Origin of the sequence: Rhodobacter sp. SGA-6-6, from assembly GCF_011043545.1 — a bacterium.
Classification (GTDB): Bacteria; Pseudomonadota; Alphaproteobacteria; order Rhodobacterales; family Rhodobacteraceae; genus Pseudogemmobacter.
Genome location: NZ_JAAKGP010000006.1, coordinates 242,702 through 264,366, shown reverse-complemented (window position 1 = coordinate 264,366; position 21,665 = coordinate 242,702). Strand labels below are relative to the sequence as shown.

The window sequence follows — 21,665 nt, the reverse complement described above, 5'->3', positions numbered from 1 at the left end:
GTCCTCCCCTCCCGCCGCTGGCTCATTTTCAGAAAATGGTCGGGGCGAGAAGATTCGAACTTCCGACCTACGGTACCCAAAACCGTCGCGCTACCAGACTGCGCTACGCCCCGACGAGGCCCCCTTAGCGCGGAACGGGGCGGAGGGAAAGCGGCTCTTGCGGGTCAGTCGCAGGGCCAGGCGGCGCCTGGGCCGATGGCGGGATGGCGCAGCTCGGCCCCCGGGGCCAGCCCCAGCCTTCCGGCCAGCCCGCCGTTGATCTCCAGCACGAAGCGCACCCCCTCGCCGCCGTCGATGGGGGTCTCGTCCAGCGGCACGGCCATGGAATGCACCGCCGTCACCCGCCCCGCCGCGTCGGCGAAGACCATGTCCAGCGGGATCAGCGTGTTCTTCATCCAGAAGCTGACCCGCCGCGGCGCCTCGTAGACGAACAGCATCCCGGCCCCGGGATCGAGGCTTTCGCGGAACATCAGCCCCTGCGCCCGCTCGGCGGCATCGTCGGCGACCTCGACGGCAAAGCTCTCGCCACCGCCGTCCCAGCGGATGTCCACCCGTCCGGGCGCACAGGGCGGCGCGGCCGGCGCCGGGGCGGCAAGCGCAAGCGCGGCCAGCAGGGGCAGAAGACCACGCCCCGCTGCCCGCTGCCCGCGCATCAGCCCTGCGCCTCGCGCCCGCGCAGGGCCGATTCCCAGGACGCCACCTGCACCGCCATCCGCCCGCGCTTGCCCTCGGCGATCCGCAGCGCCACCGCCTCGCCCGAGGCGAGATCGGCGAAGCCCGAGACCCGCAGCACCTCGATGTGGATGAACACGTCCTCGGGCTTGCCGAAGACATTGGCGAAGCCGAATCCCTTGGCCTTGTCGAACCACTTCACCCGCGACGGCTCCAGCGGCAGGGCCAGAAGCTCTTCGGGCGACATCTGCCCGGCCTCCTCGCCCAGGGGCACGACGATGCCCTCCGGCGGGTCGATCTTCAGCACCTCGACCGCCTGCACCCCGCGCTGCGTCTGCTGGACGCGCACCGTGATTCCGGCGCCGTCGGCGACGGAGCTTTGCCCGAAGTTACGCAATACGTTCGCGTGAAGCAGGATGTCGGAGGCGGAGCTGTCGGAAACGATGAAACCAAAGCCCTTGGCCGGATCAAACCACTTCACCCGGCCCTGCAACACTTGCATGGCCTTGTCATCTTCGCTCATGGAAGAGCCTTCTCCCCAGAATAAGCCCTGCCCAAGGAATGCCGGATTTCGCGGGAGAGGTTCAAGCACAAAAAGCTGCATACGCAAACAAACCTGTCCGGACAGGTAGCCGCTAGGGGCAGAGCCGGGCGACGCTCCAGCTTTCCCCCGCGGAAGGCCGGGTCCAGCGGAAGCGGTCGTGCAGGCGGAAGGCGCCGTCGGCCCAGAATTCGATCTCCAGCGGCCGGATGCGGAAGCCGCCCCAGAACGGCGGGCGGTGCGGCGCGGTGCCGTGACGCAGGGTCATCTTCGCCACCTCGGCCATCAGCGACTCGCGCGAGGCGAGCGGCTGCGACTGCCGGCTGGCCCAGGCCCCGAGCCGCGACTTCAGGCTGCGGCTGGCGAAATATTCGTCGGCCTGCGGCCCCTCCTCGCGGCTGACGAGGCCCCGCACCCGGATCTGCCGCCGCAGCGATTTCCAGTGCAGCACGAAGGCGGCCTTGCCCGCGCCCTCGATCTCGGCCGCCTTGACCGAGCCGTAGTTGGTGTAGAACACGAAGGCGCCGTCCGGCGCGCCGGAGGCATCGCCCCAGACCTCGATCTCCTTCAAGAGCACCATGCGGACATTGGGCAGGCCCGCCGCATCCACCGTTGCCAGCGCGATGGCGTTGGGGTCGTTCGGCTCCGAGGCCGTCGCCTCGTCCAGCCAGCGCTGCGCCAGGGCGAAGGGATCGTCGCCCGCGAAGATGCCCTGCCGGTCCGCCGCCCCGTTCCTCAGCTTGTCCATCCTTCTCTCCCGCCTCCGCCGAAGGGGCCGCGCCGGCGCGGGCCTGCCCTTGCGGCATCCCGGCTTTCCGCCTATTCGTCAGCCTTACCAGCGACAGGGTGGGCGGGGGAACGGGAATGTCAACCGGACTTATGGCAGGGAAGCGGGGCCTCATCATGGGCCTCGCCAACGACAAGTCGATTGCCTGGGGCATCGCGCAGGCGGTGGCGGCGCAGGGGGCGGAACTGGCGTTCTCCTACCAGGGCGAGGCGCTGAAGAAACGGGTGGAGCCCTTGGCGGCCAGTCTCGGCAGGCCGCTCCTTTACGAATGCGACGTGGCCAGCGACGACAGCATCGACGCGCTTTTCCAGGCGCTGAAGGCCGAATGGGGCCAGCTGGACTTCGTCGTCCATGCCATCGGCTTCGCCGACAAGAACGAGCTGCGCGGCCGCTACGTCGACACCTCGCGCGCGGGCTTCGCGCTGGCGATGGACATCTCGGTCTATTCCTTCACCGCGGTCTGCCAGCGCGCCGGCGCGCTGATGGGGCCGGGCGGCAGCCTGCTGACGCTGACCTATTACGGCGCCGAGAAGGTGATGCCGCATTACAACGTGATGGGCGTGGCCAAGGCCGGGCTGGAGGCCTCGGTCAAGTATCTGGCCGAGGATTTCGGCAAGGACGGCATCCGGGTGAACGCCATCTCCGCCGGCCCGATCAAGACGCTGGCCGCCAGCGGCATCGGCGACTTCCGCTATATCCTGAAATGGAACGAGCTGAACTCGCCGCTGCGCCGCAACGTCACGCAGGAAGAGGTGGGCAAGGCCGCGCTGTTCCTGCTCTCCGACCTCGGCTCCGGCACCACCGGCGAGAACCTGCATGTCGACTGCGGCTACCATGCCGTCGGCATGAAGGCGATCGACGCGCCGGACATCGACATCGTGTCCGGCAAGAAGGAAGGCGGCGCGTGACGCCGGCGGCCTTCCTGGCCTTTTCCGGGCTGGTGACGCTGGCCGCGATCTCGCCCGGTCCCGCGGTGCTGATGGCCGCGCGCACCGGCCTGACCGAAGGGTTCCGCACCGGCGCCATGCTGGCCGCGGGGATCGGCCTCGGCGCGGTGGTCTGGGCCTCGGCGGCGATGTTCGGGCTGAACATCGTCTTCGCCGCCGCCCCCGCCCTGCTCTGGGCGCTGAAGCTCGGCGGCGGGGCCTATCTGGTCTGGATGGGCTGGCACCTCTGGCACGGCGCCCGCACGCCGCTGGTGACCGAGGATGCGCGGCCGGTGCCGCGCTCGGCGCTGTCGGCCTTCCGGCTGGGGCTGTTCACCCAGCTGGCCAATCCGAAGCCCGCGGTGGTGTTCAGCGCCATCTTCCTCGGCACCGTGCCGCGGGGCACGCCGCTCTGGGTCTATGCCGCGCTGCTGGCGGTGATCTTCACCGCCGAGACCCTGTGGAACAGCCTCGTCGCCCGTATCTTCTCGCTCGACCGGACCCGGGCGCGCTATATCAGCCTGAAGACCATCATCGACCGCAGCTTCGGGGCGGCGCTGGCCGCGCTCGGGGTCAAGATCGCCGCCACCTGAGGAGAGCACCCATGTCCGCCGACCGCCTGCCGCACGAGAAGGGCTTCCACGTCAGCTGGGACCAGATCCACCGCGACGCAAGGGCGCTGGCCTGGCGGCTGGACGGCAAGGGCCCGGGCGAGGGCGGGACCTGGAAGGCTGTGGTCGGCATCACCCGCGGCGGGCTGGTCCCGGCGATGATCGTCTCGCGCGAGCTGGACATCCGGGTGGTCGACTCGATCAGCGTGAAGTCCTACCACTCCGGCGGCGGCAAGGCCGACCAGCGCCGCGAGGCCCAGGTGATCAAGTTCCCCGACGCCACGGTCATGGGCGACGGGACCGGCATCCTGATCGTCGACGACCTGGTGGACAGCGGCAAGACGCTGGAGCTGATCCGCGGCCTCTACCCCAAGGCGCATTTCGCCTGCGTCTACGCCAAGCCCGAGGGCGAGAAACAGGCCGACACCTATATCACCAGCGTCAGCCAGGACACCTGGATCTTCTTCCCCTGGGACATGGCGCTGCAATACGTGCAGCCGTTCCGCGGGCAGGATTGACCATCAGTCGTGCAGGTTCCGTTCGGTGTCCTGCGCGGAGTGGAGAACGCGGACGACTTCCAGCGCGTCACCCGTGTCGCGGAGCCAGATGATGTGCGACCCGGACGTGCATTTCATATATCCTGGTCGAACGGTGGATGGGCGGCCTCTCTTCTGCCCATTCGCAAGCGCGCGGCACACATCGCGTATGGCGGCGGTGTAACGCTCGGCCTGATCCGGGCCCCATCTGTCTGCGCTGTAGTCCCAGATTGCGCCGACATCCTCCGTGGCTTTCAGTGAGCAGGAAAGGACCTTCATTTCCGTTCATACTCGGCCCGTTTCTTTGCCAGAAAGACATCGAAATCGAAATCTCGCGCCGGTCCGGATTCCTCTCCCTCGATCAGCGCCGCCTCCAGCGCCTTCACCTTCGCCTCGTGCTCCTGCAACAGCCGCAGGCCCGCCCGCACCACCTCGCTGGCCGAGCCGTAGCGGCCCGCCTTCACCTCCGCGTCGATGAAGCTGGTGAAATGGTCGCCGAGGGAGACCGAGGTGTTGCGGGGCATCGGGTCAGCCTTTCCTTGTCCGCGGCCGAGGATATACCAACAGATACCGATATTCAATACACCCTGCCTGCCCGGAGGGGCTTGCCCCCCTGCCCCGGAACCTGCGATCAATCGGGAAAGCCCGCAAAGGACCGCGCCATGACCCTGCCCCTGAACCCCGCCTTCGCCGCCACCGAGCCGCCGCCGGTGATGGAGGCGCGGCGCTGGATCGCGGGCAAGAGCTTTCCGGCCGGCCGCCCGCTGATCAACCTCAGCCAGGCCGCGCCGGTGGACAGCCCGCCGCTGGCGCTGCGGCAGGCGATCGCCGAGGCGGCGCTGAACGACCCGCAGGCGCATCTCTACGGCCCCGTCCTCGGCCTGCCCGCCCTGCGCGAGGAGATCGCCGCGCAATGGTCCTCGGCCTATGGCGGCGCGGTCCGGCCCGGGCAGGTGGCGATCACGCAGGGCTGCAACCAGGCCTTCACCGCGGTGATGGCCACCCTGGCCGGCCCGGGGGACGAGGTGATCCTGCCCACCCCTTGGTATTTCAACCACAAGATGTGGCTGGACATGGCCTCGGTCACCGCGGTGCCGCTGGACACCGGCGCCGGCCTGATCCCCTCGGCGGAGGCCTGCGCGGCGCTGATCACCCCGAAGACCCGCGCCATCGTGCTGGTTTCGCCGAACAATCCCGGCGGGGTGGAATATCCGGCCGAGACCCTCGCCGCCTTCCGCGACCTCGCCCGCGCCCATGGCCTCGCGCTGGTGGTGGACGAGACCTACCGCGATTTCGACTCCCGGCATTCCATCGAGACGGGGGGGCGCCCGCACGACCTGTTCGCGGACCCGGACTGGGACGGCGTGCTGATCCAGCTTTACAGCTTCTCCAAGGCCTACCGGCTGACCGGCCACCGGGTGGGCGCGATCTGCGCCTCCGAGGCGCGGCTGGCGGAGGTGGAGAAATTCCTCGACACCGTGGCGATCTGCCCGGGCCAGCTGGGCCAGATCGGAGCGCTCTGGGGGATGCGGAACCTGTCGCAATGGCTGGCGGGGGAACGCGACGAGATCCTCGCCCGGCGCAAGGCAATGACCGGCGGCTTCGCGGCGCTGGAGGGCTGGAAGCTCTTGGGCTGCGGGGCCTATTTCGCCTATGTCGAGCATCCGTTCGGAATGGGCTCCGAGGCCCTGTGCAAGCGGCTGGTGGACGACTGCGCCATCCTGATGCTGCCCGGAACCATGTTCCAGCCCGAAGGCAGCGCCGCCGGGCAACGCCAGCTGCGCATCGCCTTCGCCAATGCCGACGCCGCCGGCATCGCCGAGATGTTCCGCCGCCTCGCGGCCTTCCGGCCCTGACCCCACCCGATCCGTAGGGCGGGGTTCACCCCGCCGCCCCTTCGGTATCCGCGGGCGGGAACAGGCGAGGCACTGCCTCGCCCCGCCCGTGCGCGGCGGTTGTAACCGGAAACATGTCGGCAGGAGACCCCGAGAGGCCAGCGCCCGACCCGGCGGGCGAGAAGCGCCTGGCCCAAGGGGGGGGCGGGCGCTGGCCGGGACTTATGGTCCCGGCCGGGACAAGGGGAAGCGTGACGCTGTGGCGAAGGCGGCGGCCTTCGCCAAGGCAGCGGGGTGGAACGACAGGGAAGCAGAACCCTCCCACCATCCCGACTTGCCCCCTGCCCCCCTTCCCACTAGACAGGCGGGCAACCCTAGAAACGCAGGCTCCCGATGTCCAAGAACGCCCGCCCCCACACCGACGAAGACGAGCGCCGCAAGCCGCGCAACAAGGGGCAGCAGGTCGCCACCTGGATGATGATGGGGATGCTGATCGTCGGCCTCGGCGGCTTCGGCGTCACCAATTTCTCCGGCTCGGTCTCCTCCATCGGCTCGGTCGGACCGGTCGGCATCCCGACCCGCGACTATGCCCGCGCCCTGCAGCAGGAGGTCGCCGCCTTCTCGCAGCAGGTCGGCACCCAGATCGGCATCAGCGAGGCGCTGGCGCTCGGCCTCGACCGCAAGGCGCTGTCCTCGGTCGTCACCCGCACCGCGCTGGACGCCGAGGCCGCCCGGCTGGGGCTGTCGATCGGCGACGCCTCGGTCGCCGCCGAGATCCGCAAGTCGGATGCCTTCCAGGGCGTTTCCGGCGGCTTCGACCGCGAGGCCTATGCCTTCGTGCTGAAACAGGGCGGCTGGAGCGAGGCGGATTACGAGACCGCGCTGCGCCGCGACGTGTCGCGCCAGCTGTTGCAGGGCGCGGTCGGCGGCGGCGTCAGCGCGCCGCAGGGCATGGTGGACGCGATCTACCGCTATGTCGGCGAACGCCGCAGCCTGTCGATGATCCGCCTGACCGCGGCCGACCTGACCGCCCCGCCGGCCGAGCCGACGGAGGAGGAGCTGAAAGCCTGGTATGACGGCCATATCGCCGATTTCACCAGGCCGGAGGCCAAGCGCATCGCCTATGCCGCGCTTTTGCCCGAGGACATCGCCGCCGACCAGCCGGTGGAAGAGGAGCTGCTGAAGAAGATCTACCAGGACCGCATCGACGAATACGTCCAGCCCGAGCGGCGGCTGGTGGAACGGCTGGTCTTCCCCGACCAGGCCGCCGCCGATGCCGCGAAGGCGAAACTGGACGCCGGCGAAAGCTTCGAGGCTCTGGTGCAGGAGCGCGGGCTGGAGCTGACCGACATCGACCTGGGCGACGTGTCGAAGGAAGACCTCGGCCCGGCGGCCGAGGCGGTCTTCGCCGCGGCCGAAGGCGCGGTGGTCGCCGCCGAAAGCACGCTCGGCCCGGCGCTCTACCGGGTGAACGGGGTGCTGGAGGGCGAGGAAGTCCCGTTCGAGACGGCCCGGCCGGAGCTGGCCGCCGAACTGCAGGCCGAGGCCGCGCGCAAGGTGATCGCCGACAAGGTGGACCAGATCGACGACCTCTTGGCCGGCGGGGCCGAGCTGCAGGACCTCGCCGCCGAGGCGGGGATGACCCATGCCACGCTGGACCACGTGCCGGGGCAACAGGGTGCGGAGAAGCTGGAAGGCTATGCCGCCTTCCGCAACGCCGCCGATGCGGTGACCGCCGAGGACTTCCCCGAGGCGATCCTGCTGGATGACGGCGGCGTGGTGGCGCTGCAATTCGTCGAGACCGTGCCCGCCGCGCCGATCCCCTTCGACGAGGCTCGCGAGACGGTGGCCGAGGCCTGGCGCAAGGCGCAGCTGGACACGGCACTGGCCGAGCGCGCGGTGGCGATCAAGGCGACGATCGAGGGCGGCGCCTCGCCCGGCGCGCAGGGGATCGTCGACCAGACCCCGGAAATCGCCCGCAACGGCTCCATCCCCGATGCGCCGCAGGCGGTGGTGGCGACCGGCTTCGAGATGCAGCCCGGCGAGATCCGCGTGGTCGAGGAGGGCGATTTCACCGCCGTGCTGATGCTGAACCAGGTCATCCCCGCCGAGGAGACCGGCCCCAACGCCGATGCGCTGAAGGCCGGGATCGCGGCGCAGGTGACCCAGGCGCTGTCGGGCGACCTGTTCGCGGCCTATGCCGACGCGCTGATCGCGGCGACGCCGGTCACGCTGGACCAGAACGCCATCACCGCGGTGAACACGAGCCTGCAATGAAGCTGGAACCCTCTTTCGAGGTCTTCGAGGCGGCCTGGGCCCGCGGCGAGAACCAGGTGCTCCATGCCCGGCTCGCCGCCGACCTCGACACCCCGGTCAGCCTGATGCTGAAGCTGGGCGAGGCGCGGTCGGACACCTTCATGCTGGAATCGGTGACCGGCGGGGAAATCCGCGGCCGCTATTCCATCGTCGGCATGAAGCCCGACCTGATCTGGCGCTGCCGCGGCGAGGCGTCGGAGATCAACCGCGAAGCCCGCTTCGACGCGCAGGCCTTCCACCCGCTGGAAGGCCACCCGCTGGATACCCTGCGGGCGCTGATCGCGGAGTCGCGGATCGCCCTGCCCGAGGGGCTGCCCGCCATCTCCGCCGGTCTCTTCGGCTATCTCGGCTACGACATGATCCGGCTGGTCGAACACCTGCCCGGCGTGAACCCCGACCCGCTCGGCCTGCCGGATGCGGTGCTGATGCGGCCCTCGGTGGTGGCGGTGCTGGACGGGGTGAAGGGCGAGGTGACGGTGGTCGCCCCGGCCTGGGCGGCCTCGGGCCTTTCCGCCCGGGCGGCCTATGCCCAGGCGGCGGAGCGGGTGATGGACGCGCTGCGCGACCTCGACCGCGCGCCGGCGGCGGCCAGCCGCGACCTCGGCGGCGCGGCGCTGGTGGGCGAGCCGCGGTCGAACTTCACGCATGAGGGCTACAAGGCCGCGGTGGAGAAGGCCAAGGAGTATATCCGGGCGGGCGACATCTTCCAGGTGGTGCCCAGCCAGAGATGGGCGCTGGACTTCCCGCTGCCGCCCTTCGCGCTCTATCGCTCCTTGCGGCGCACCAACCCCTCGCCCTTCATGTTCTTCTTCAACTTCGGCGGCTTCCAGGTCGTCGGCGCCTCGCCGGAAATCCTGGTGCGGCTGCGCGACGGCCAGGTGACGGTGCGCCCCATCGCCGGCACGCGGAAACGCGGCGCCACCCCGGAAGAGGACAAGGCGCTGGAACAGGACCTGCTGGCCGACCGCAAGGAACTGGCCGAGCACCTGATGCTTCTGGACCTCGGCCGCAACGACGTCGGCCGGGTGGCGAAGGTCGGCACCGTCAGGCCGACCGAGCAGTTCATCATCGAGCGCTATTCCCACGTCATGCATATCGTGTCGAATGTGGTGGGGGACATCCGCGAGGGCGAGGATGCGCTGTCCGCCCTGCTGGCCGGCCTGCCGGCGGGCACCGTCTCGGGCGCGCCGAAGGTGCGGGCGATGCAGATCATCGACGAGTTGGAGCCCGAGAAGCGCGGTGTCTACGGCGGCGGGGTGGGCTATTTCGCCGCCAACGGCGAGATGGACTTCTGCATCGCGCTGCGCACGGCGGTGCTGAAGGACGAACAGCTCTACATCCAGGCCGGCGGCGGCGTGGTCTACGACAGCGACCCCGAGGCCGAGTATCAGGAAACCGTGAACAAATCCAACGCGCTCCGCCGCGCGGCCGAGGACGCGGGCCTCTTCACCCGCCGCGGCAACTGACCCGCTGCCGGATTGCGCCGCGGCAAGCGGCCTTCCTTTCGTTGTGGCTGGCGGAGTCTCCTGCGGCTGCTGTGGCTGATGGGGGCATTCTGCCCCCAAACCCCCTGAGGATATTTAAGTCCAGAAAGAGGATAAGACCTTCCCTCTTTCTGGATGATAAATATCCCCGCCGGAGGCAAGCCCGAGCCGGTTGCGCCTGAAAGGCGCAGAGGCGAGACGGAAGGCTTGCGGCGAAGCCGCTCCATTTCGCAACGGCGGCACCGGGCGCCGCCGCCCCTTGCGCCTGCCCCCTGCCCCGCATAAGACACCGGCGGATTTGAAGGGCCGTGGGAGGGCTCCATGCCGCTTCTGGTGATGAAATTCGGCGGCACCTCGGTCGCCGATCTGGCGCGGATCGAGAATGCCGCGAAGAAGGTGCAGGCCGAGGTCGAGCGCGGCTATGACGTGATCGTCATCGTCTCCGCCATGTCCGGCAAGACCAACGAACTGGTCGGCTGGGTCGAGCAGACCTCCAAGCTCTACGACGCCCGCGAATACGACGCCGTGGTCGCCAGCGGCGAGAACGTCACCGCCGGGCTGATGGCGCTGCGGCTGCAAGAGATGGGCGTGCCGGCGCGCAGCTGGCAGGGCTGGCAGGTGCCGATCAACACCACCTCGGCCCATGGCTCGGCCCGCTTCGTGTCGATCCCGCGCGAGAACATCGACCGCAAGTTCGCCGAGGGCATGAAGGTCGCCGTAGTGGCGGGCTTCCAGGGCATCAGTCCTGAGGGCCGGATCACCACGCTCGGCCGCGGCGGCTCCGACACCACCGCGGTGGCCTTCGCCGCCGCCTTCGGGGCCGAGCGCTGCGACATCTACACCGATGTGGACGGCGTCTACACCACCGACCCGCGCATCACCTCGAAGGCCCGCAGGCTGGACCGCATCGCCTTCGAGGAGATGCTGGAACTGGCCTCGCTGGGCGCCAAGGTGCTGCAGACGCGCAGCGTGGAACTCGCCATGCGCTACAAGGTGAAACTGCGCGTCCTCTCCTCCTTCGAGGAGACGGACGAGACTTCTGGAACCCTGGTCTGCGACGAGGAGGATATCGTGGAATCGAAAGTCGTCTCTGGTGTCGCCTACAGCCGCGACGAAGCGAAAATGACGCTGATCCGGGTGGCCGACCGCCCCGGCGTCGCCTCCGCCATCTTCGGCCCGCTGGCCGAGGCCGGGGTGAACGTCGACATGATCGTGCAGAACATCTCGGAAAAGGCCGCCGGCCATTCGGGCGCCACCACCGACATGACCTTCTCGGTCCCGATCAACCAGGTCGCCCGCGCCCGCAAGGCGATGGAGGAGGCCCGCGCCTCGGGCATCATCTCCTACGACGAACTGGTCGAGGACACCGAGGTCGCCAAGGTCTCGGTCGTCGGCATCGGGATGCGGTCGCAGGTCGGCGTGGCCGCGCGGATGTTCGCGGCGCTGGCGGCCGAGAACGTGAACATCAAGGTCATCGCCACGTCGGAGATCAAGATTTCCGTGCTGATCGACCGCAAATACATGGAACTGGCGGTGCAGGCCCTGCACGACGCCTTCGAGCTGGAAAAGGGCTGAGGGAAGCCTCAGGTCACGCCAGACAGCGCGCCCCGAGGCTTGGCCCGGGGCGTTTTGCTTTTGCGGCGACGAAGCGGTTTGCAGGACATTGCGGTCATCCGCGCGCAACGGAGGCCGGTGCCCGACCGCGGGTGGGCGCCTCCAACGGTTCGCGGACAGCGCTTTATGGTGCGGCCTCTCCTTCGGGTGGAGCGGAGAACCGGCGGCGCAGAAGCGCCCGCCCGGGGGGCGGTCGGGCCGCTGGCCGGGGGCGCTGACGCGCCTGTTGACCCGGCTGGGCAACTCCTGCGGCGCGCGCAGGCGCCCCGTTCCTGATGGCGGCCATGGCCTCATCCCGACAGCCCTTCGGCAGACACCACCCCTGCCGCTTTCCCCGGCATCCCCGCCCCCCGTGCCGCTTTTCCCGGCAACCGCGTCGAAATCCCGCGCTTTCTCCTCTCCCCAACCCGGGACCGCTCGCCTATAGAGGAGGGGCGCCCCACAAGCGGATCATGATGCCCGAACGGACCGAAAGCGAAAGCCGCAAGCTCCTGCGCCGCCTGCGCGATGTCCTGGCCGTGCCCGGCAAGGGCCAGGACCGGCTGGACGCCATCACCCATCTGATCGCCGATTCGATGGGGACCGAGGTCTGCTCGATCTATCTCTTCCGCGACGAGGACACGCTGGAGCTCTGCGCGACCGAGGGGCTGAAGAAGGCCGCCGTCCACCAGACGCGGATGAAACTGGGCGAGGGGCTGGTCGGCCGCGTCGCTCGCACCGGCCAGCCGGTGAACACCGCCAATGCCCCGGCCGAGAAGGGCTTCCGCTACATGCCGGAGACGGGGGAGGAGATCTTCTCCTCCTTCCTCGGCGTGCCGATCCAGCGGGTGGGCGAGAAGCTGGGCGTCCTCGTGGTGCAGTCGCGCACCGGGCGGCTGTTCTCGGAGGACGAGGTCTATGCCGTCGAGGTCGTGGCCATGGTGCTGGCCGAGATGACCGAGCTCGGCGCCTTCACCGGCGACGACGGCGCGATGCGGGCGCTGCACAAGCAGCCAGCGATGTTCCGCGGCGCCACCGGGCAGGAGGGCGCGGCCGAGGGAAGGGTCTGGCTGCACGAGCCGCGGGTGGTGGTGACCAACCCGGTGGCCGACGACCCGCTGACCGAGATCGACCGCATCCGGGGGGCAGTCGGCGAATTGCGGGTCTCGATCGAGGACTTGCTGGAAGCCGAGGAACTGGACAAGGAGCAGAAGCAGGTCCTGGAAGCTTACCGGATGTTCGCCCAGTCCCGCGGCTGGCTGCGCCGGATGGAAGAGGACATCATGCGCGGCCTCTCGGCCGAAGCGGCGGTGGAGAAGGAACAATCCGCCGCCCGCGCCCGGATGGAACAGGTGCCCGACGCCTATCTGCGCGAGCGGTTGCAGGACCTCGACGACCTGTCGAACCGGCTCCTGCGCATCCTGACCGGACAGGGCGCCGATACCGGCGCGCAGATGCCCGACAACCCGGTGCTGGTGGCGCGCAACATCGGCCCGGCGGAACTGCTGGACTACGGCCGCAAGCTGAAGGGCGTGGTGCTGGAAGAGGGCTCGGTCGGCAGCCACGCCGCCATCGTGGCGCGGGCGCTGGCGATCCCGCTGGTGATCCACGCCGCCCGCATCACCGGCGAGGCGCTGAACGGCGACCATATCCTCGTGGACGGCGACCAGGGCATCGTCCACCTGCGGCCCGAGGAGACGGTGGCCCGCGCCTTCCGCGACAAGATCGCCATGCAGGCCGAGGCGCAGAAGCGCTACGCCTCGCTCCGCGGCCTGCCCGCCCAGGCGAAATGCGGCACCACCATCCACCTGCACATGAACGCCGGCCTGATGGCCGACCTTCCCTCGCTGGAAGGCTCGGGGGCCGAGGGCGTGGGCCTCTTCCGCACCGAGTTGCAGTTCCTGATCCGCAACAAGATGCCGCAACGGGCGGAGCTGGCGGCGCTCTATGCCCGGGTGATGGATGCCGCGGGCGGGCGGCGGGTGGCCTTCCGCACGCTGGACATCGGCTCGGACAAGGTGCTGCCCTACATGAAGCCCAACGACGAGCCGAACCCGGCCATGGGCTGGCGGGCGCTGCGGGTGGGGCTGGACAAGCCGGGCGTGCTGCGGATGCAGGTGCAGGCACTGATCCGGGCGGCCAACGGCCGGCCGCTGACGATCATGTTCCCCTTCGTCACCGAGCACGGCGAATTCGCCGAGGCCCGCGGCCATGTGCTGCGCGAGATCCACCGCGAGAAATCGCTGGGCCACCGGGTGCCCGAGCGGCTTGAGATCGGCGCGATGTGCGAGACCCCCAGCCTCGCCTTCGCGCCGCAAGCCTTCTTCGAGCTGACCGATTTCGTCTCCATCGGCGGCAACGACCTGAAACAGTTCTTCTTCGCCGCCGACCGCGAGAACGAAAGGGTGCGGCGGCGCTACGACACGCTGAACCTGTCGTTCCTGGCCTTCCTCGAACAGATCGTGGCGCGCTGCGCCGTCTCGGACACGCCGCTGTCGTTCTGCGGCGAGGATGCCGGCCGGCCGATCGAGGCGCTGGCGCTGGCCGCGCTCGGCATCGGCACGCTGTCGATGCGCCCGGCCTCGGTCGGCCCGGTCAAGGCGCTGATCCGCCGGGTGGACCTGACCGAGGCCCGCGCCGTGATCGACCGCGCCCGGGCCGAAGGGGCCGAAAGCGCCCGCCCGGCGCTGATGGACTGGCTGGCCGCCCAGCCGGAGTGAAGCAAAGGCGCGGCTGCCGCCGCATTGCTTTATCGTTGTGGCTGGCGGAGGCTCCTGCGGCTGCTGTCGACCGATGGGGGCATTCTGCCCCCAAACCCCCTGAGGATATTTATGGCAGGTGAATTTGAAGAAGACCTCTTCTCCATTTCACCTGCCCCAAATATCCCCGCCGGAGGCACCTCCGAGCCGGTTGCGCGCTTGCGCGCAGAGGCGAGACAAAAGGCTCGCGCCGCAAGGCGCGCAATTGCTTCCCGCCGCTCAGGCCCGGGTGACCGGGGGCGGGGCAGCGGCGGCGGTGAAGGCCAGCAGCACCGGCTCCACGCCATGCTGTTCGGAAAGCCGCAGCAGCGCGAAGCGGATTGCCGCCAGTTCGCGGTAGTAGCGCAGGTAGGCCGCATTCAGCGCCGCGCCCGCCGCCGCGCCGAGCACCGGCACCGCCTGCGCCGCCAGCTTCTGGCTCAGGGCCGTCGCCAGTTTGGGCGCCACGCGCTGGATCAGCTGCTGGATCGCCGGGCCGGTCAGCGTCAGCCGCGCCGACAGGAAAGAGGTGTCCACCCCGTCATCCGCCGCCAGCGGGCTGCCGGCGGCGAAGACTTTCAGGCATTCGGCGCGGATCGACGGCTCCTCCGGGTCGTAGCCCGCCGCCACCGCCTCGGCGCGGATGGCGTGCAGGATCACCGTCACCGTGACCGGCAGTTCCGCCACCGAGGTCGCAAGCCCCCCGGCCCCGCCCGCCGCGCCGGAGGCGACGGCGGCAACCATCGACCCGCGCCGCCCGGCCCCGGGCAGCGCCCGGCCGCCGAGGTCGGCCAGGGTCCAGGAGGTGAGCAGCGCCTTCTCGGTGAGCTCGCCGATCCGGGTCCGCAGCCCGGCGGGCAGCGCCGCCAGATGCCGCTCCAGCCGGCCGCCGAGCCGGGTCATCACCGCGATCACCGGGCCGCCGGCGCGGCGGTAGCGGCGGGCCAGCGCCGCGATCTCGGCGGCGAGGGCATCGGGGTGAAGCATCGGCAGGGTCTGGTCCATGCCCCTCATATCGGGACCGGGGGCGCCTTCTGCAATCCCCCCTCAGGTCGCCTTGGACACCCGGCCGGTCACGCCCTTCCAGGCCCCGGCCTTCAGCTCCAGCCCCAGCACCCGTTCGGGGTTGGTGGGGGGCGGCATCTCCACCCCCTCCAGCTTCCTGAACCCGAAGCGCGAGTAATAGGGCGCGTCGCCGACCAGCAGCACCCGCTCCCACCCCAGCCGGCGGGCCTCGGCCAGACTCTCGTTGATCAGGAGGCCCCCCAGCCCCTCGCCCTGCCGGGTCGGGTGGACCGCGACGGGGCCCAAGAGCAGCACGTCCTCCTCGCCGATCAGCGCCGGCCAGTAGCGGATCACCGCCGCCAGCGTGCCGTCGTCGTCGCGCAGGGTCAGGCACAGCGGCGCCACCGTCGGCACCCCCTCGCGCAGCCGGTAGGAGGACAGCGCCGTCCGCCCCGGCGCGAAGCAGAGGTCGTAAAGCGCCTCCACCTCCCACCAGTCGGCTTCGGTTTCCTCTTCAAGACGATAGGCCACGCCGCGCTGCCCCCCGAAGCTGCCCCCGAATCTTTCCGCCCCGGCCGTAACATGCGCCAACCGCCTGTGGTAGGGGCCACCGGACCCGCTTGCGCCCGCGCGCCGCGCCGCCGATAGTCGCGCCACCATGCTGGTCCTTGCCGAGATCCTCGCCGCCCCCACCGCCGCCGAAGCGGCGCTGCTGGCCCATGCCGGGGCGGGCACGCCCTGCCAGTTCGGCACCGCCCTGCCCGATCCCGCCGATGCCGGCGCGCCCCGCATCCGCGCCGCGCTGCTGGCCCATCTGGTCACCGGCGGCTCGGCCGAGGCGCCGGTCGCGCCGCAGGGCCTGCGGCTGATCGGGGCGGTTGTGGAAGGGCCGCTGAACCTGTCCTTCCTGGAGGCCCGCGGCGAGACCGACCTGCGGCTCTGCGCCTTCACCGATGCCATCGCCGCCCGCCGGGCGCGGCTGGTGCAGCTGGTGCTTTCCGGCTCGTGCTTCCCGGCGCTGACCTGCGAGGGTGCCACCATCGAGGGCTCGGTGTTCCTGATCGGCATCGCCTGCCCCGGCCGCATCTCCTTCGCCACCGCGCAGATCGGCGGCCAGCTGGCGCTGCACGGTGCCGAGACCGGCCCCTTCACCGCCCAGGGCGCGCGGATCGGCGCCTCGGTCTACCTGCGCGCCAGCCGCGAGGCGCCGTTCCGGGCCCGCGGCGAGGTCTCGCTGGCCAATGCCCAGATCGACGGCCAGCTGGCGCTGGACGGGGCGACGCTGGACAATTTCGACGGCATCGCGCTGAACGCCCAGGGCGCGCGCATCGACGGCGACGTCTTCCTGCGCGACCAGGGTCCGCACCCGTTCCGCGCCCGCGGCGAGGTCCGGCTGGCCGCGGCCGAGATCGCCGGCCAGCTGGATTGCTCCACCGCCGCCTTCGCCGCGCCCGAGGGCCGCGCCGCCTTTGCCGCGCAGCGGATGCAGGTGGAGGCCGAGTTCTTCTGGCAGAAGGTCGACATGCCCTCCGGCAGCCTGCACATGCCCTCGGCCAAGGTCGGCGATCTGGTGGACGATCCCGCCTCCTGGCCCGGGGCGGGGCGCAGCTACATCGACGGCTTCGGCTACGACCGCATCACCCGCGACGCGCCGGTGGATGCGGCGACCCGGCTACGCTGGCTGGCGCAGGTCAGCAGCCACGACGGCCGCTTCCTGCCGCAGCCCTATGCGCAATGCGCCGCCACCCTGGCCCGGATGGGCCACGAGGCCGAGGCGCGCGAGATCATGGAGGCGCAGGCCCGCCGCAAGGGCATCCAGCGCCGCCGGACCCGCGCCGCCCTGCCGGACGGCAGCCCCCGCCGCGGCGCCTCCCGCGCATGGGCCGAGGCGGAGAACCTGATCGACTGGCTCTGGGACCGCGCGGCCCAAGGGATCGTCGGCTACGGCTATGCGCCCTTCCGCGCCCTCGGCTGGATCACCGCGCTGGCGCTGCTGGCGGGCTTCCTGGCGATGCAGGCCTGGAACGAGGGCTCGATGGCGCCGAACAACGACCTGATCGCCGCCTCGGAGGGCTGGCAGGAGCTGCTGGCGCAGGACTGCATCCCCGATCCCTTCCCCGGCTGCACCGCCAATCCGGCCGCGCTGTGGAACGGGGTGACCGGGCCGGGGCTGGACTGGGAGAGCTTCCACCCGCTGGCCTATGGCGTGGACACGGTGCTGCCGGTGGTCGGCATCGGCCAGACCGCGGCCTGGTCGCCGTCGAAGGACCGCGGGCCTTGGGGGTTCACGCTCTGGTGGGCGCGCTGGCCGCTGATCTTCGCCGGCTGGCTGGTCTCGGCCCTCGCCGCCGCCGCCGCGACCGGGATCATCCAGCGCGGGACGCCGACCTGAGCGCAGAGCGAGGTTCAGCCTTGTTTCCGGCCTCCTTGGCGAAGGCGCGTGCCTTCGCCACAGCGCAACGGTTCGGCATGGACCGGCCGGGCCCCCAAGGCCCGGCCAGCGCCCGCCCCGCCCTCGGCGGGCGCTTCTCGCCCGCCGGGTCGGGCGCTGGCCTCTCGGGGTTTCGCGTGACCGATGTCTCCGGGTGCCGCTGCTGCGCACGGGCGGGGGCGAGGCAGTGCCTCGCCTTCTCCCGCCCGCCGAGGCTTCGGGATCGCGGGTGCCTCCGCCCCCGGCGGGTTTCCGCCGCGCGGCCCCCTTTCGCCCTCTGCCCCGCCGGTCTATCTTCCGGCCCGGCCCGCCCCCGAAGGAGACCCGATGCAGACCCTGGCGAAATCCGGCCTCCTCCGCCGCGCGCGGCAGGCGCTCCGCGCCCTGCTGCTGGCGCTGCCGCTCGCCGCCGCGGCAGGGGCGCAGGAGAGCGACGGCATCGCCGCCGACCGGCTGCTGTCGGACCGCGAGTTCTTCCGCCTCACCACCTGCGGCGCCCCGCCCGGCGGCGACTGCGCCGGCCCGGTGCTGCGCTGGCCGAAGCGGCTGGTGACGGTGTCGCTGCTGCCCGGCGACGTGCCCCTTCCCGAGGGCTTCGCCGAGAACCTCGACGCGGCGGTGGAGGCGGCCATCGCCCAGATCAACCGCGCCGGCGCCGGCATCCGCCTGCGCCGGGTCGAGGGGCGGAAGGCGGACATCCGCATCATCCCCACCGCGGCCATCGACGGCGACCTGCTGGAGGACGTGCCCGGCATCTCGGCCGCCGGGGTCATGGGGGTGGGCTACATGACCTACTGGTGGAACGGCCGCAGGCAGATCACCGAGGCGACGATCCTGATCTCCACCGCGATCATCCCCTCCGACATGCGCTCGGTGGTGCTGGAAGAGACCTTCCAGACCCTCGGCCCCCGCTTCGACATCGAGGGCGAGCCCTACGAGGGCGTGTCGATCCTGTCGCAGACCTCGAACGAGACGACCGTGATCCGCGGCCAGGACGCCCGGCTGCTGCGCTGGCTCTACCCGCCCGAGCGGCCATGACGCGCTTGTGGCGGCGATCCGGCTGATGGTATCGAAACCTGCGCTTTTCCGAGGGGACCATGGCCAAGACCGTCAAGGACTACATCCGCACCATCGTCGACTTCCCGCATGAGGGAATCCTGTTCCGCGACGTGACCACGCTCTTCGCCGATCCGCGCGGGTTCCGCATGTGCGTGGACCAGCTGCTGGCCCCCTATGCCGGAATGCGCATCGACAAGGTGGCGGGGCTGGAGGCGCGGGGCTTCATCCTCGGCGGCGCGGTGGCGCACCAGCTGTCCACCGGCTTCGTGCCGATCCGCAAGAAGGGCAAGCTGCCGGGGCGCACCATCGCGCAGAGCTACCAGCTGGAATACGGCGAGGCGGTGGTCGAGATCCACGACGACGCCCTGCAGCCGGGCGAGAAGGTGCTGCTGGTCGACGACCTGCTGGCCACCGGCGGCACCGCCGAGGCCGGCATCCGCCTGATCGAGGCCCTGGGCGGCGAGGTGGTGGGCTGCGCCTTCGTGGTGGACCTGCCCGACCTTGGCGGCCGCGAGAAGCTCGTGTCGCTGGGGATGGAGGTCCACAGCCTCTGCGCCTTCGAGGGGCTTTGAGCGGACCTTGTTGCGCGGCTGCCGCCGCAAGCCTTTCGTGGTGGCCGGCGGAGTCGCCTGGGACTGCTGTCGGTCGATGGGGGCATTCTGCCCCCAAACCCCCTGAGGATATTTATAGGCAGGTGAAAGGGAGAGGCGCGCTCCTCCAATTCACCTGCCTATAAATATCCCCGCCGGAGGCAGCCCCGAGCCGGTTGCGCGCTTGCGCGCAGAGGCGAGACGAAAGGCTTGCGGCGAAGCCGCGCGATGTCTCAGCCGGTCCGCAGCACCGCGCCGGGGTTCATGATGCCTGCCGGGTCCAGCGCCGCCTTGATCGCCCGCAGCGCCGCCAGCCGGGCGGGATCGCCATAGCGCTCCAGGTCGGCCACCTTGGCCCGGCCGATGCCGTGCTCGGCCGAGACCGAGCCGCCGAGGCTGTCGACCAGATCGTGGACCAGCAGCTGCACCCCGGACCGGAGGGCGTCGTAGTCGGACCGGCTGCGGCCGGGGGCGGGGAAGACGTTGTAATGCAGGTTGCCGTCGCCGAGATGGCCGAAGGCGTTGATGCGGAACGCCCCCAGGGCGGCCAGCCTTTCCCCCGCCTCCTCCAGGAAGCCGGGGATGGCCGAGAGCGGCAGCGAGATGTCGTGGCTCGCCACCGCGCCGATGCGGCGGTTGGCCTCGGGGATCGCCTCGCGCAGCGTCCAGAGGGCATCGGCCTGGGCCTCGGAGGCGGCGATCACGCCGTCCAGCACCAGGCCCGCCTCCGCGGCCTCTTCGTAGAGCCCGGCCAGGGCGGCCTCCGGCTCCATCGCCTGCGGCAGGCCGAGTTCCAGCAGCACCGACCAGTCCGGGCGGTCGGCGAAGGGCATCCGCACCTCCGGTCCCGCCTCGGCGAGGAAGTCCAGCCCCACGCCCGAGATCAGCTCGAAGGCCGAGACCAGCCCGGCCAGCCGCGCCTCGGCCAGCGCCAGCAGGCGCTGCGCCGCCTCCGGCGAGGGCACGGCGAGCAGCGCCACCAGCCGGTGCGCCGGCCGCGGGAACAGCCGCAGCGAAGCGGCGGTGATCACCCCCAGCGTTCCCTCGGCCCCGATCAGCAGGTTCCGCAGGTCGTGGCCGGTGTTGTCCTTCCGCAGCCGCTTCAGCCCGCGCCAGACCGAGCCGTCGGACAGCACCGCCTCCAGCCCCAGACACAGGTCGCGGGCATTGCCGTAGCGCAGCACGCCGGTGCCGCCGGCGTTGGTGGAGAGGTTGCCGCCGATCGTCGCCGTGCCCTCGGAGGCCAGCGACAGCGGGAACAGCCACCCCGCGCCTTGCGCCGCCTCCTGCACCGTCCGCAGGGTCGCGCCCGCCTCGGCCACCAGCACGCCGTCGGCGGCGGAGACCTCGCGCACCGCGGCCATCCGTTCCAGCGACAGCAGCAGCGGCAGCGGGCCTTCGGTCATCACCTGCCCGCCCACCAGCGAGGTGCCGCCGCCCCAAGGCACCACGCCGACCCGCGCGGCGGCGCAGGCGCGGATGATCTCGGCCACCTCCTCCACGTTTGCCGGCCGCGCCACCGCGCCTGCGCGGCCCTGCCAGCGGCCGCGCGGTTCCTCCAGATAACGCGGCTCGGGCGGGCGCAGGCAGCCCGCGGGCAGCCGGGCGGCCAGCGTATCGAGGAAAGCGGCGTCGCAGGGGTTCAGCATCGGGGCCTCCAGTCCTGCCCCTTCCCTAGCGCCCGGGGGATCAGTCGTCCAGCAGCCGCGGCTCCAGCACCAGGATGGTGGGCTGCGCAGGCAGGCTGTGGCGGTCGAAGACCATCTCGTTCAGCCCGGTTTCCACCACGTCGAACTCCCCGGCCATCTCGTCCAGGAACACCCGCAGCGAGGCGCCCGAGAACCAGTGCATCGGGATCACCACCGAGGCCTTCAGCCGCCGCACCACGCCGATCATGTCCTCCAGCCGCAGGGTATAGCCGCCGTCCACCGGCACCAGCAGGATGTCGACCCGGCCGATGGCGGCGTATTGGGCCGGCGAGGGGATCTGGTGCAGGTGGCCGAGATGGGCGATGCAGAGCCCCGCCGCCTCGAAGACGAAGATCGAGTTGCCGTCGGCCCGGGCGCCGTCGCCGAAGGGGCCGCGGGTGTCGGTGGTGACGTTCCTGACCAGCATGGAGCCGAGGTCCAGCCGGTGGTCGGCGGGGCCTTCCGCCCCGGGCCAGCCGTCCAGCACATGCGGGATGCGCGGGTCGGGGTCAGGCGTCCAGTGGGTGGAATGGGAATTGTTCATCGTCACCACGTCGGGCACCAGATCGGTGGCGCCGAGCCGCCCGGTGTAGTCGGTGACCGCGACGATACCCTCGGGCGTGACGATGGCGAAGCTGGCGTGGTGCAGGTAGCGGATCAGCACATGGTCGGCTTCCAGCCCCTCGCCCAGCCTGACAGGGATCGCGGCGGCCGGACCTTCGGCCAGGGCGATGCAATGCGAGGCGAGGCGGTCCTGCGCCAGGCCCGGCAGGGGCAGCGTCAGGGTCACGGCCAAGATCAGCTTATGGGCGGCGGCAAGGCGGGTCATGCTTCGGCCTCCCGGGAGGATGGC

20 protein-coding genes and 1 tRNA gene are annotated in these 21,665 nt (G+C 70.7%); 11 read left to right on the top strand and 10 right to left on the bottom strand.

Going from position 1 to position 21,665, the window contains the following annotated elements:
* Positions 1-36: 36 nt before the first annotated feature.
* From G5B31_RS13605 to pdxH, 4 genes are all read right to left on the bottom strand, one after another.
* Positions 37-113 (bottom strand) — tRNA-Pro (locus tag G5B31_RS13605).
* Between the two features lie 51 nt (positions 114-164).
* Complete coding sequence (locus tag G5B31_RS13600; protein ID WP_165018542.1) at positions 165-653, bottom strand: DUF192 domain-containing protein; 489 nt, start codon at positions 651-653, stop codon at positions 165-167.
* Complete coding sequence (locus G5B31_RS13595) at positions 653-1,195, bottom strand: cold-shock protein (protein ID WP_165018540.1); 543 nt, start codon at positions 1,193-1,195, stop codon at positions 653-655. The genes G5B31_RS13600 and G5B31_RS13595 overlap by 1 nt, the downstream gene beginning before the upstream one ends.
* A 112-nt stretch (positions 1,196-1,307) precedes the next feature.
* Positions 1,308-1,961, bottom strand: coding sequence for a pyridoxamine 5'-phosphate oxidase (pdxH, locus tag G5B31_RS13590; protein WP_165018538.1), 654 nt, complete (start codon positions 1,959-1,961; stop codon positions 1,308-1,310).
* A gap of 116 nt (positions 1,962-2,077) precedes the next feature.
* Between pdxH and fabI the strand changes: the two genes are divergently transcribed.
* From fabI to gpt, 3 genes are read left to right on the top strand one after another with little or no spacing between them, the layout of a single operon-like run.
* Positions 2,078-2,908 (top strand): enoyl-ACP reductase FabI, encoded by an 831-nt coding sequence (gene fabI / locus G5B31_RS13585; RefSeq protein ID WP_165018536.1) that lies wholly within the window; start codon positions 2,078-2,080, stop codon positions 2,906-2,908.
* Positions 2,905-3,519, top strand: a complete 615-nt coding sequence (locus tag G5B31_RS13580; RefSeq protein ID WP_165018534.1) for a LysE family translocator — start codon at positions 2,905-2,907, stop codon at positions 3,517-3,519. Before fabI ends, G5B31_RS13580 begins: the two co-directional genes overlap by 4 nt.
* 11 nt (positions 3,520-3,530) lie before the next feature.
* Entirely contained in the window at positions 3,531-4,055 is a 525-nt protein-coding gene (gene gpt, locus G5B31_RS13575) for a xanthine phosphoribosyltransferase (protein ID WP_165018532.1), read from the top strand.
* Between the two features lie 3 nt (positions 4,056-4,058).
* Here gpt and G5B31_RS13570 read toward each other — a convergent pair whose 3' ends face one another.
* Both G5B31_RS13570 and G5B31_RS13565 read right to left on the bottom strand, forming a co-directional pair.
* Positions 4,059-4,352: a type II toxin-antitoxin system RelE/ParE family toxin gene (locus G5B31_RS13570; protein ID WP_165018530.1), complete on the bottom strand. Its 294-nt coding sequence runs from the start codon at positions 4,350-4,352 to the stop codon at positions 4,059-4,061.
* Complete coding sequence (locus G5B31_RS13565) at positions 4,349-4,597, bottom strand: type II toxin-antitoxin system ParD family antitoxin (RefSeq protein WP_165018528.1); 249 nt, start codon at positions 4,595-4,597, stop codon at positions 4,349-4,351. Before G5B31_RS13565 ends, G5B31_RS13570 begins: the two co-directional genes overlap by 4 nt.
* Positions 4,598-4,735: 138 nt before the next feature.
* Between G5B31_RS13565 and G5B31_RS13560 the strand changes: the two genes are divergently transcribed.
* The 5 genes from G5B31_RS13560 to ptsP all read left to right on the top strand — a co-directional run bounded on the left by G5B31_RS13560 (position 4,736) and on the right by ptsP (position 14,021).
* Positions 4,736-5,929: an aminotransferase gene (locus G5B31_RS13560; RefSeq protein WP_165018526.1), complete on the top strand. Its 1,194-nt coding sequence runs from the start codon at positions 4,736-4,738 to the stop codon at positions 5,927-5,929.
* A gap of 372 nt (positions 5,930-6,301) precedes the next feature.
* Positions 6,302-8,185 (top strand): peptidylprolyl isomerase, encoded by a 1,884-nt coding sequence (locus tag G5B31_RS13555; RefSeq protein WP_165018524.1) that lies wholly within the window; start codon positions 6,302-6,304, stop codon positions 8,183-8,185.
* Positions 8,182-9,690, top strand: a complete 1,509-nt coding sequence (gene trpE / locus G5B31_RS13550; protein WP_165018522.1) for an anthranilate synthase component I — start codon at positions 8,182-8,184, stop codon at positions 9,688-9,690. The genes G5B31_RS13555 and trpE overlap by 4 nt, the downstream gene beginning before the upstream one ends.
* A gap of 339 nt (positions 9,691-10,029) precedes the next feature.
* Positions 10,030-11,283 carry an aspartate kinase gene (locus G5B31_RS13545; protein WP_165018520.1) on the top strand — a complete coding sequence of 418 codons (1,254 nt, stop codon included), beginning with the start codon at positions 10,030-10,032 and terminating at the stop codon, positions 11,281-11,283.
* Positions 11,284-11,777: 494 nt separating this feature from the next.
* Positions 11,778-14,021, top strand: coding sequence for a phosphoenolpyruvate--protein phosphotransferase (gene ptsP, locus G5B31_RS13540; RefSeq protein WP_165018518.1), 2,244 nt, complete (start codon positions 11,778-11,780; stop codon positions 14,019-14,021).
* Between the two features lie 258 nt (positions 14,022-14,279).
* Here ptsP and G5B31_RS13535 read toward each other — a convergent pair whose 3' ends face one another.
* Together G5B31_RS13535 and G5B31_RS13530 are read right to left on the bottom strand one after the other, a co-directional pair.
* Positions 14,280-15,044 carry an EcsC family protein gene (locus tag G5B31_RS13535; RefSeq protein WP_165018516.1) on the bottom strand — a complete coding sequence of 255 codons (765 nt, stop codon included), beginning with the start codon at positions 15,042-15,044 and terminating at the stop codon, positions 14,280-14,282.
* 42 nt (positions 15,045-15,086) lie between these two features.
* Entirely contained in the window at positions 15,087-15,575 is a 489-nt protein-coding gene (locus tag G5B31_RS13530; protein WP_346763915.1) for an N-acetyltransferase, read from the bottom strand.
* 127 nt (positions 15,576-15,702) lie between these two features.
* On the opposite strand from G5B31_RS13530, the gene G5B31_RS13525 reads away from it, so the two are divergent.
* The 3 genes from G5B31_RS13525 (at position 15,703) to G5B31_RS13515 (ending at position 19,106) form a co-directional block, all read left to right on the top strand.
* Entirely contained in the window at positions 15,703-17,436 is a 1,734-nt protein-coding gene (locus G5B31_RS13525; RefSeq protein ID WP_165018512.1) for a hypothetical protein, read from the top strand.
* Positions 17,437-17,802: 366 nt separating this feature from the next.
* Complete coding sequence (locus G5B31_RS13520) at positions 17,803-18,513, top strand: DUF2927 domain-containing protein (RefSeq protein WP_165018510.1); 711 nt, start codon at positions 17,803-17,805, stop codon at positions 18,511-18,513.
* A 59-nt stretch (positions 18,514-18,572) separates the two neighbouring features.
* Positions 18,573-19,106 carry an adenine phosphoribosyltransferase gene (locus tag G5B31_RS13515; protein ID WP_165018508.1) on the top strand — a complete coding sequence of 178 codons (534 nt, stop codon included), beginning with the start codon at positions 18,573-18,575 and terminating at the stop codon, positions 19,104-19,106.
* Between the two features lie 251 nt (positions 19,107-19,357).
* On the opposite strand, the gene G5B31_RS13510 is transcribed toward G5B31_RS13515, so the two are convergent.
* Together G5B31_RS13510 and G5B31_RS13505 are read right to left on the bottom strand one after the other, a co-directional pair.
* Positions 19,358-20,773, bottom strand: coding sequence for an FAD-binding oxidoreductase (locus G5B31_RS13510; RefSeq protein WP_165018506.1), 1,416 nt, complete (start codon positions 20,771-20,773; stop codon positions 19,358-19,360).
* Between the two features lie 40 nt (positions 20,774-20,813).
* The gene (locus G5B31_RS13505) at positions 20,814-21,641 is read right to left on the bottom strand and encodes an MBL fold metallo-hydrolase (protein WP_165018504.1); all 828 of its coding nucleotides are present in this window, start codon (positions 21,639-21,641) and stop codon (positions 20,814-20,816) included.
* Positions 21,642-21,665 lie beyond the last annotated feature (24 nt).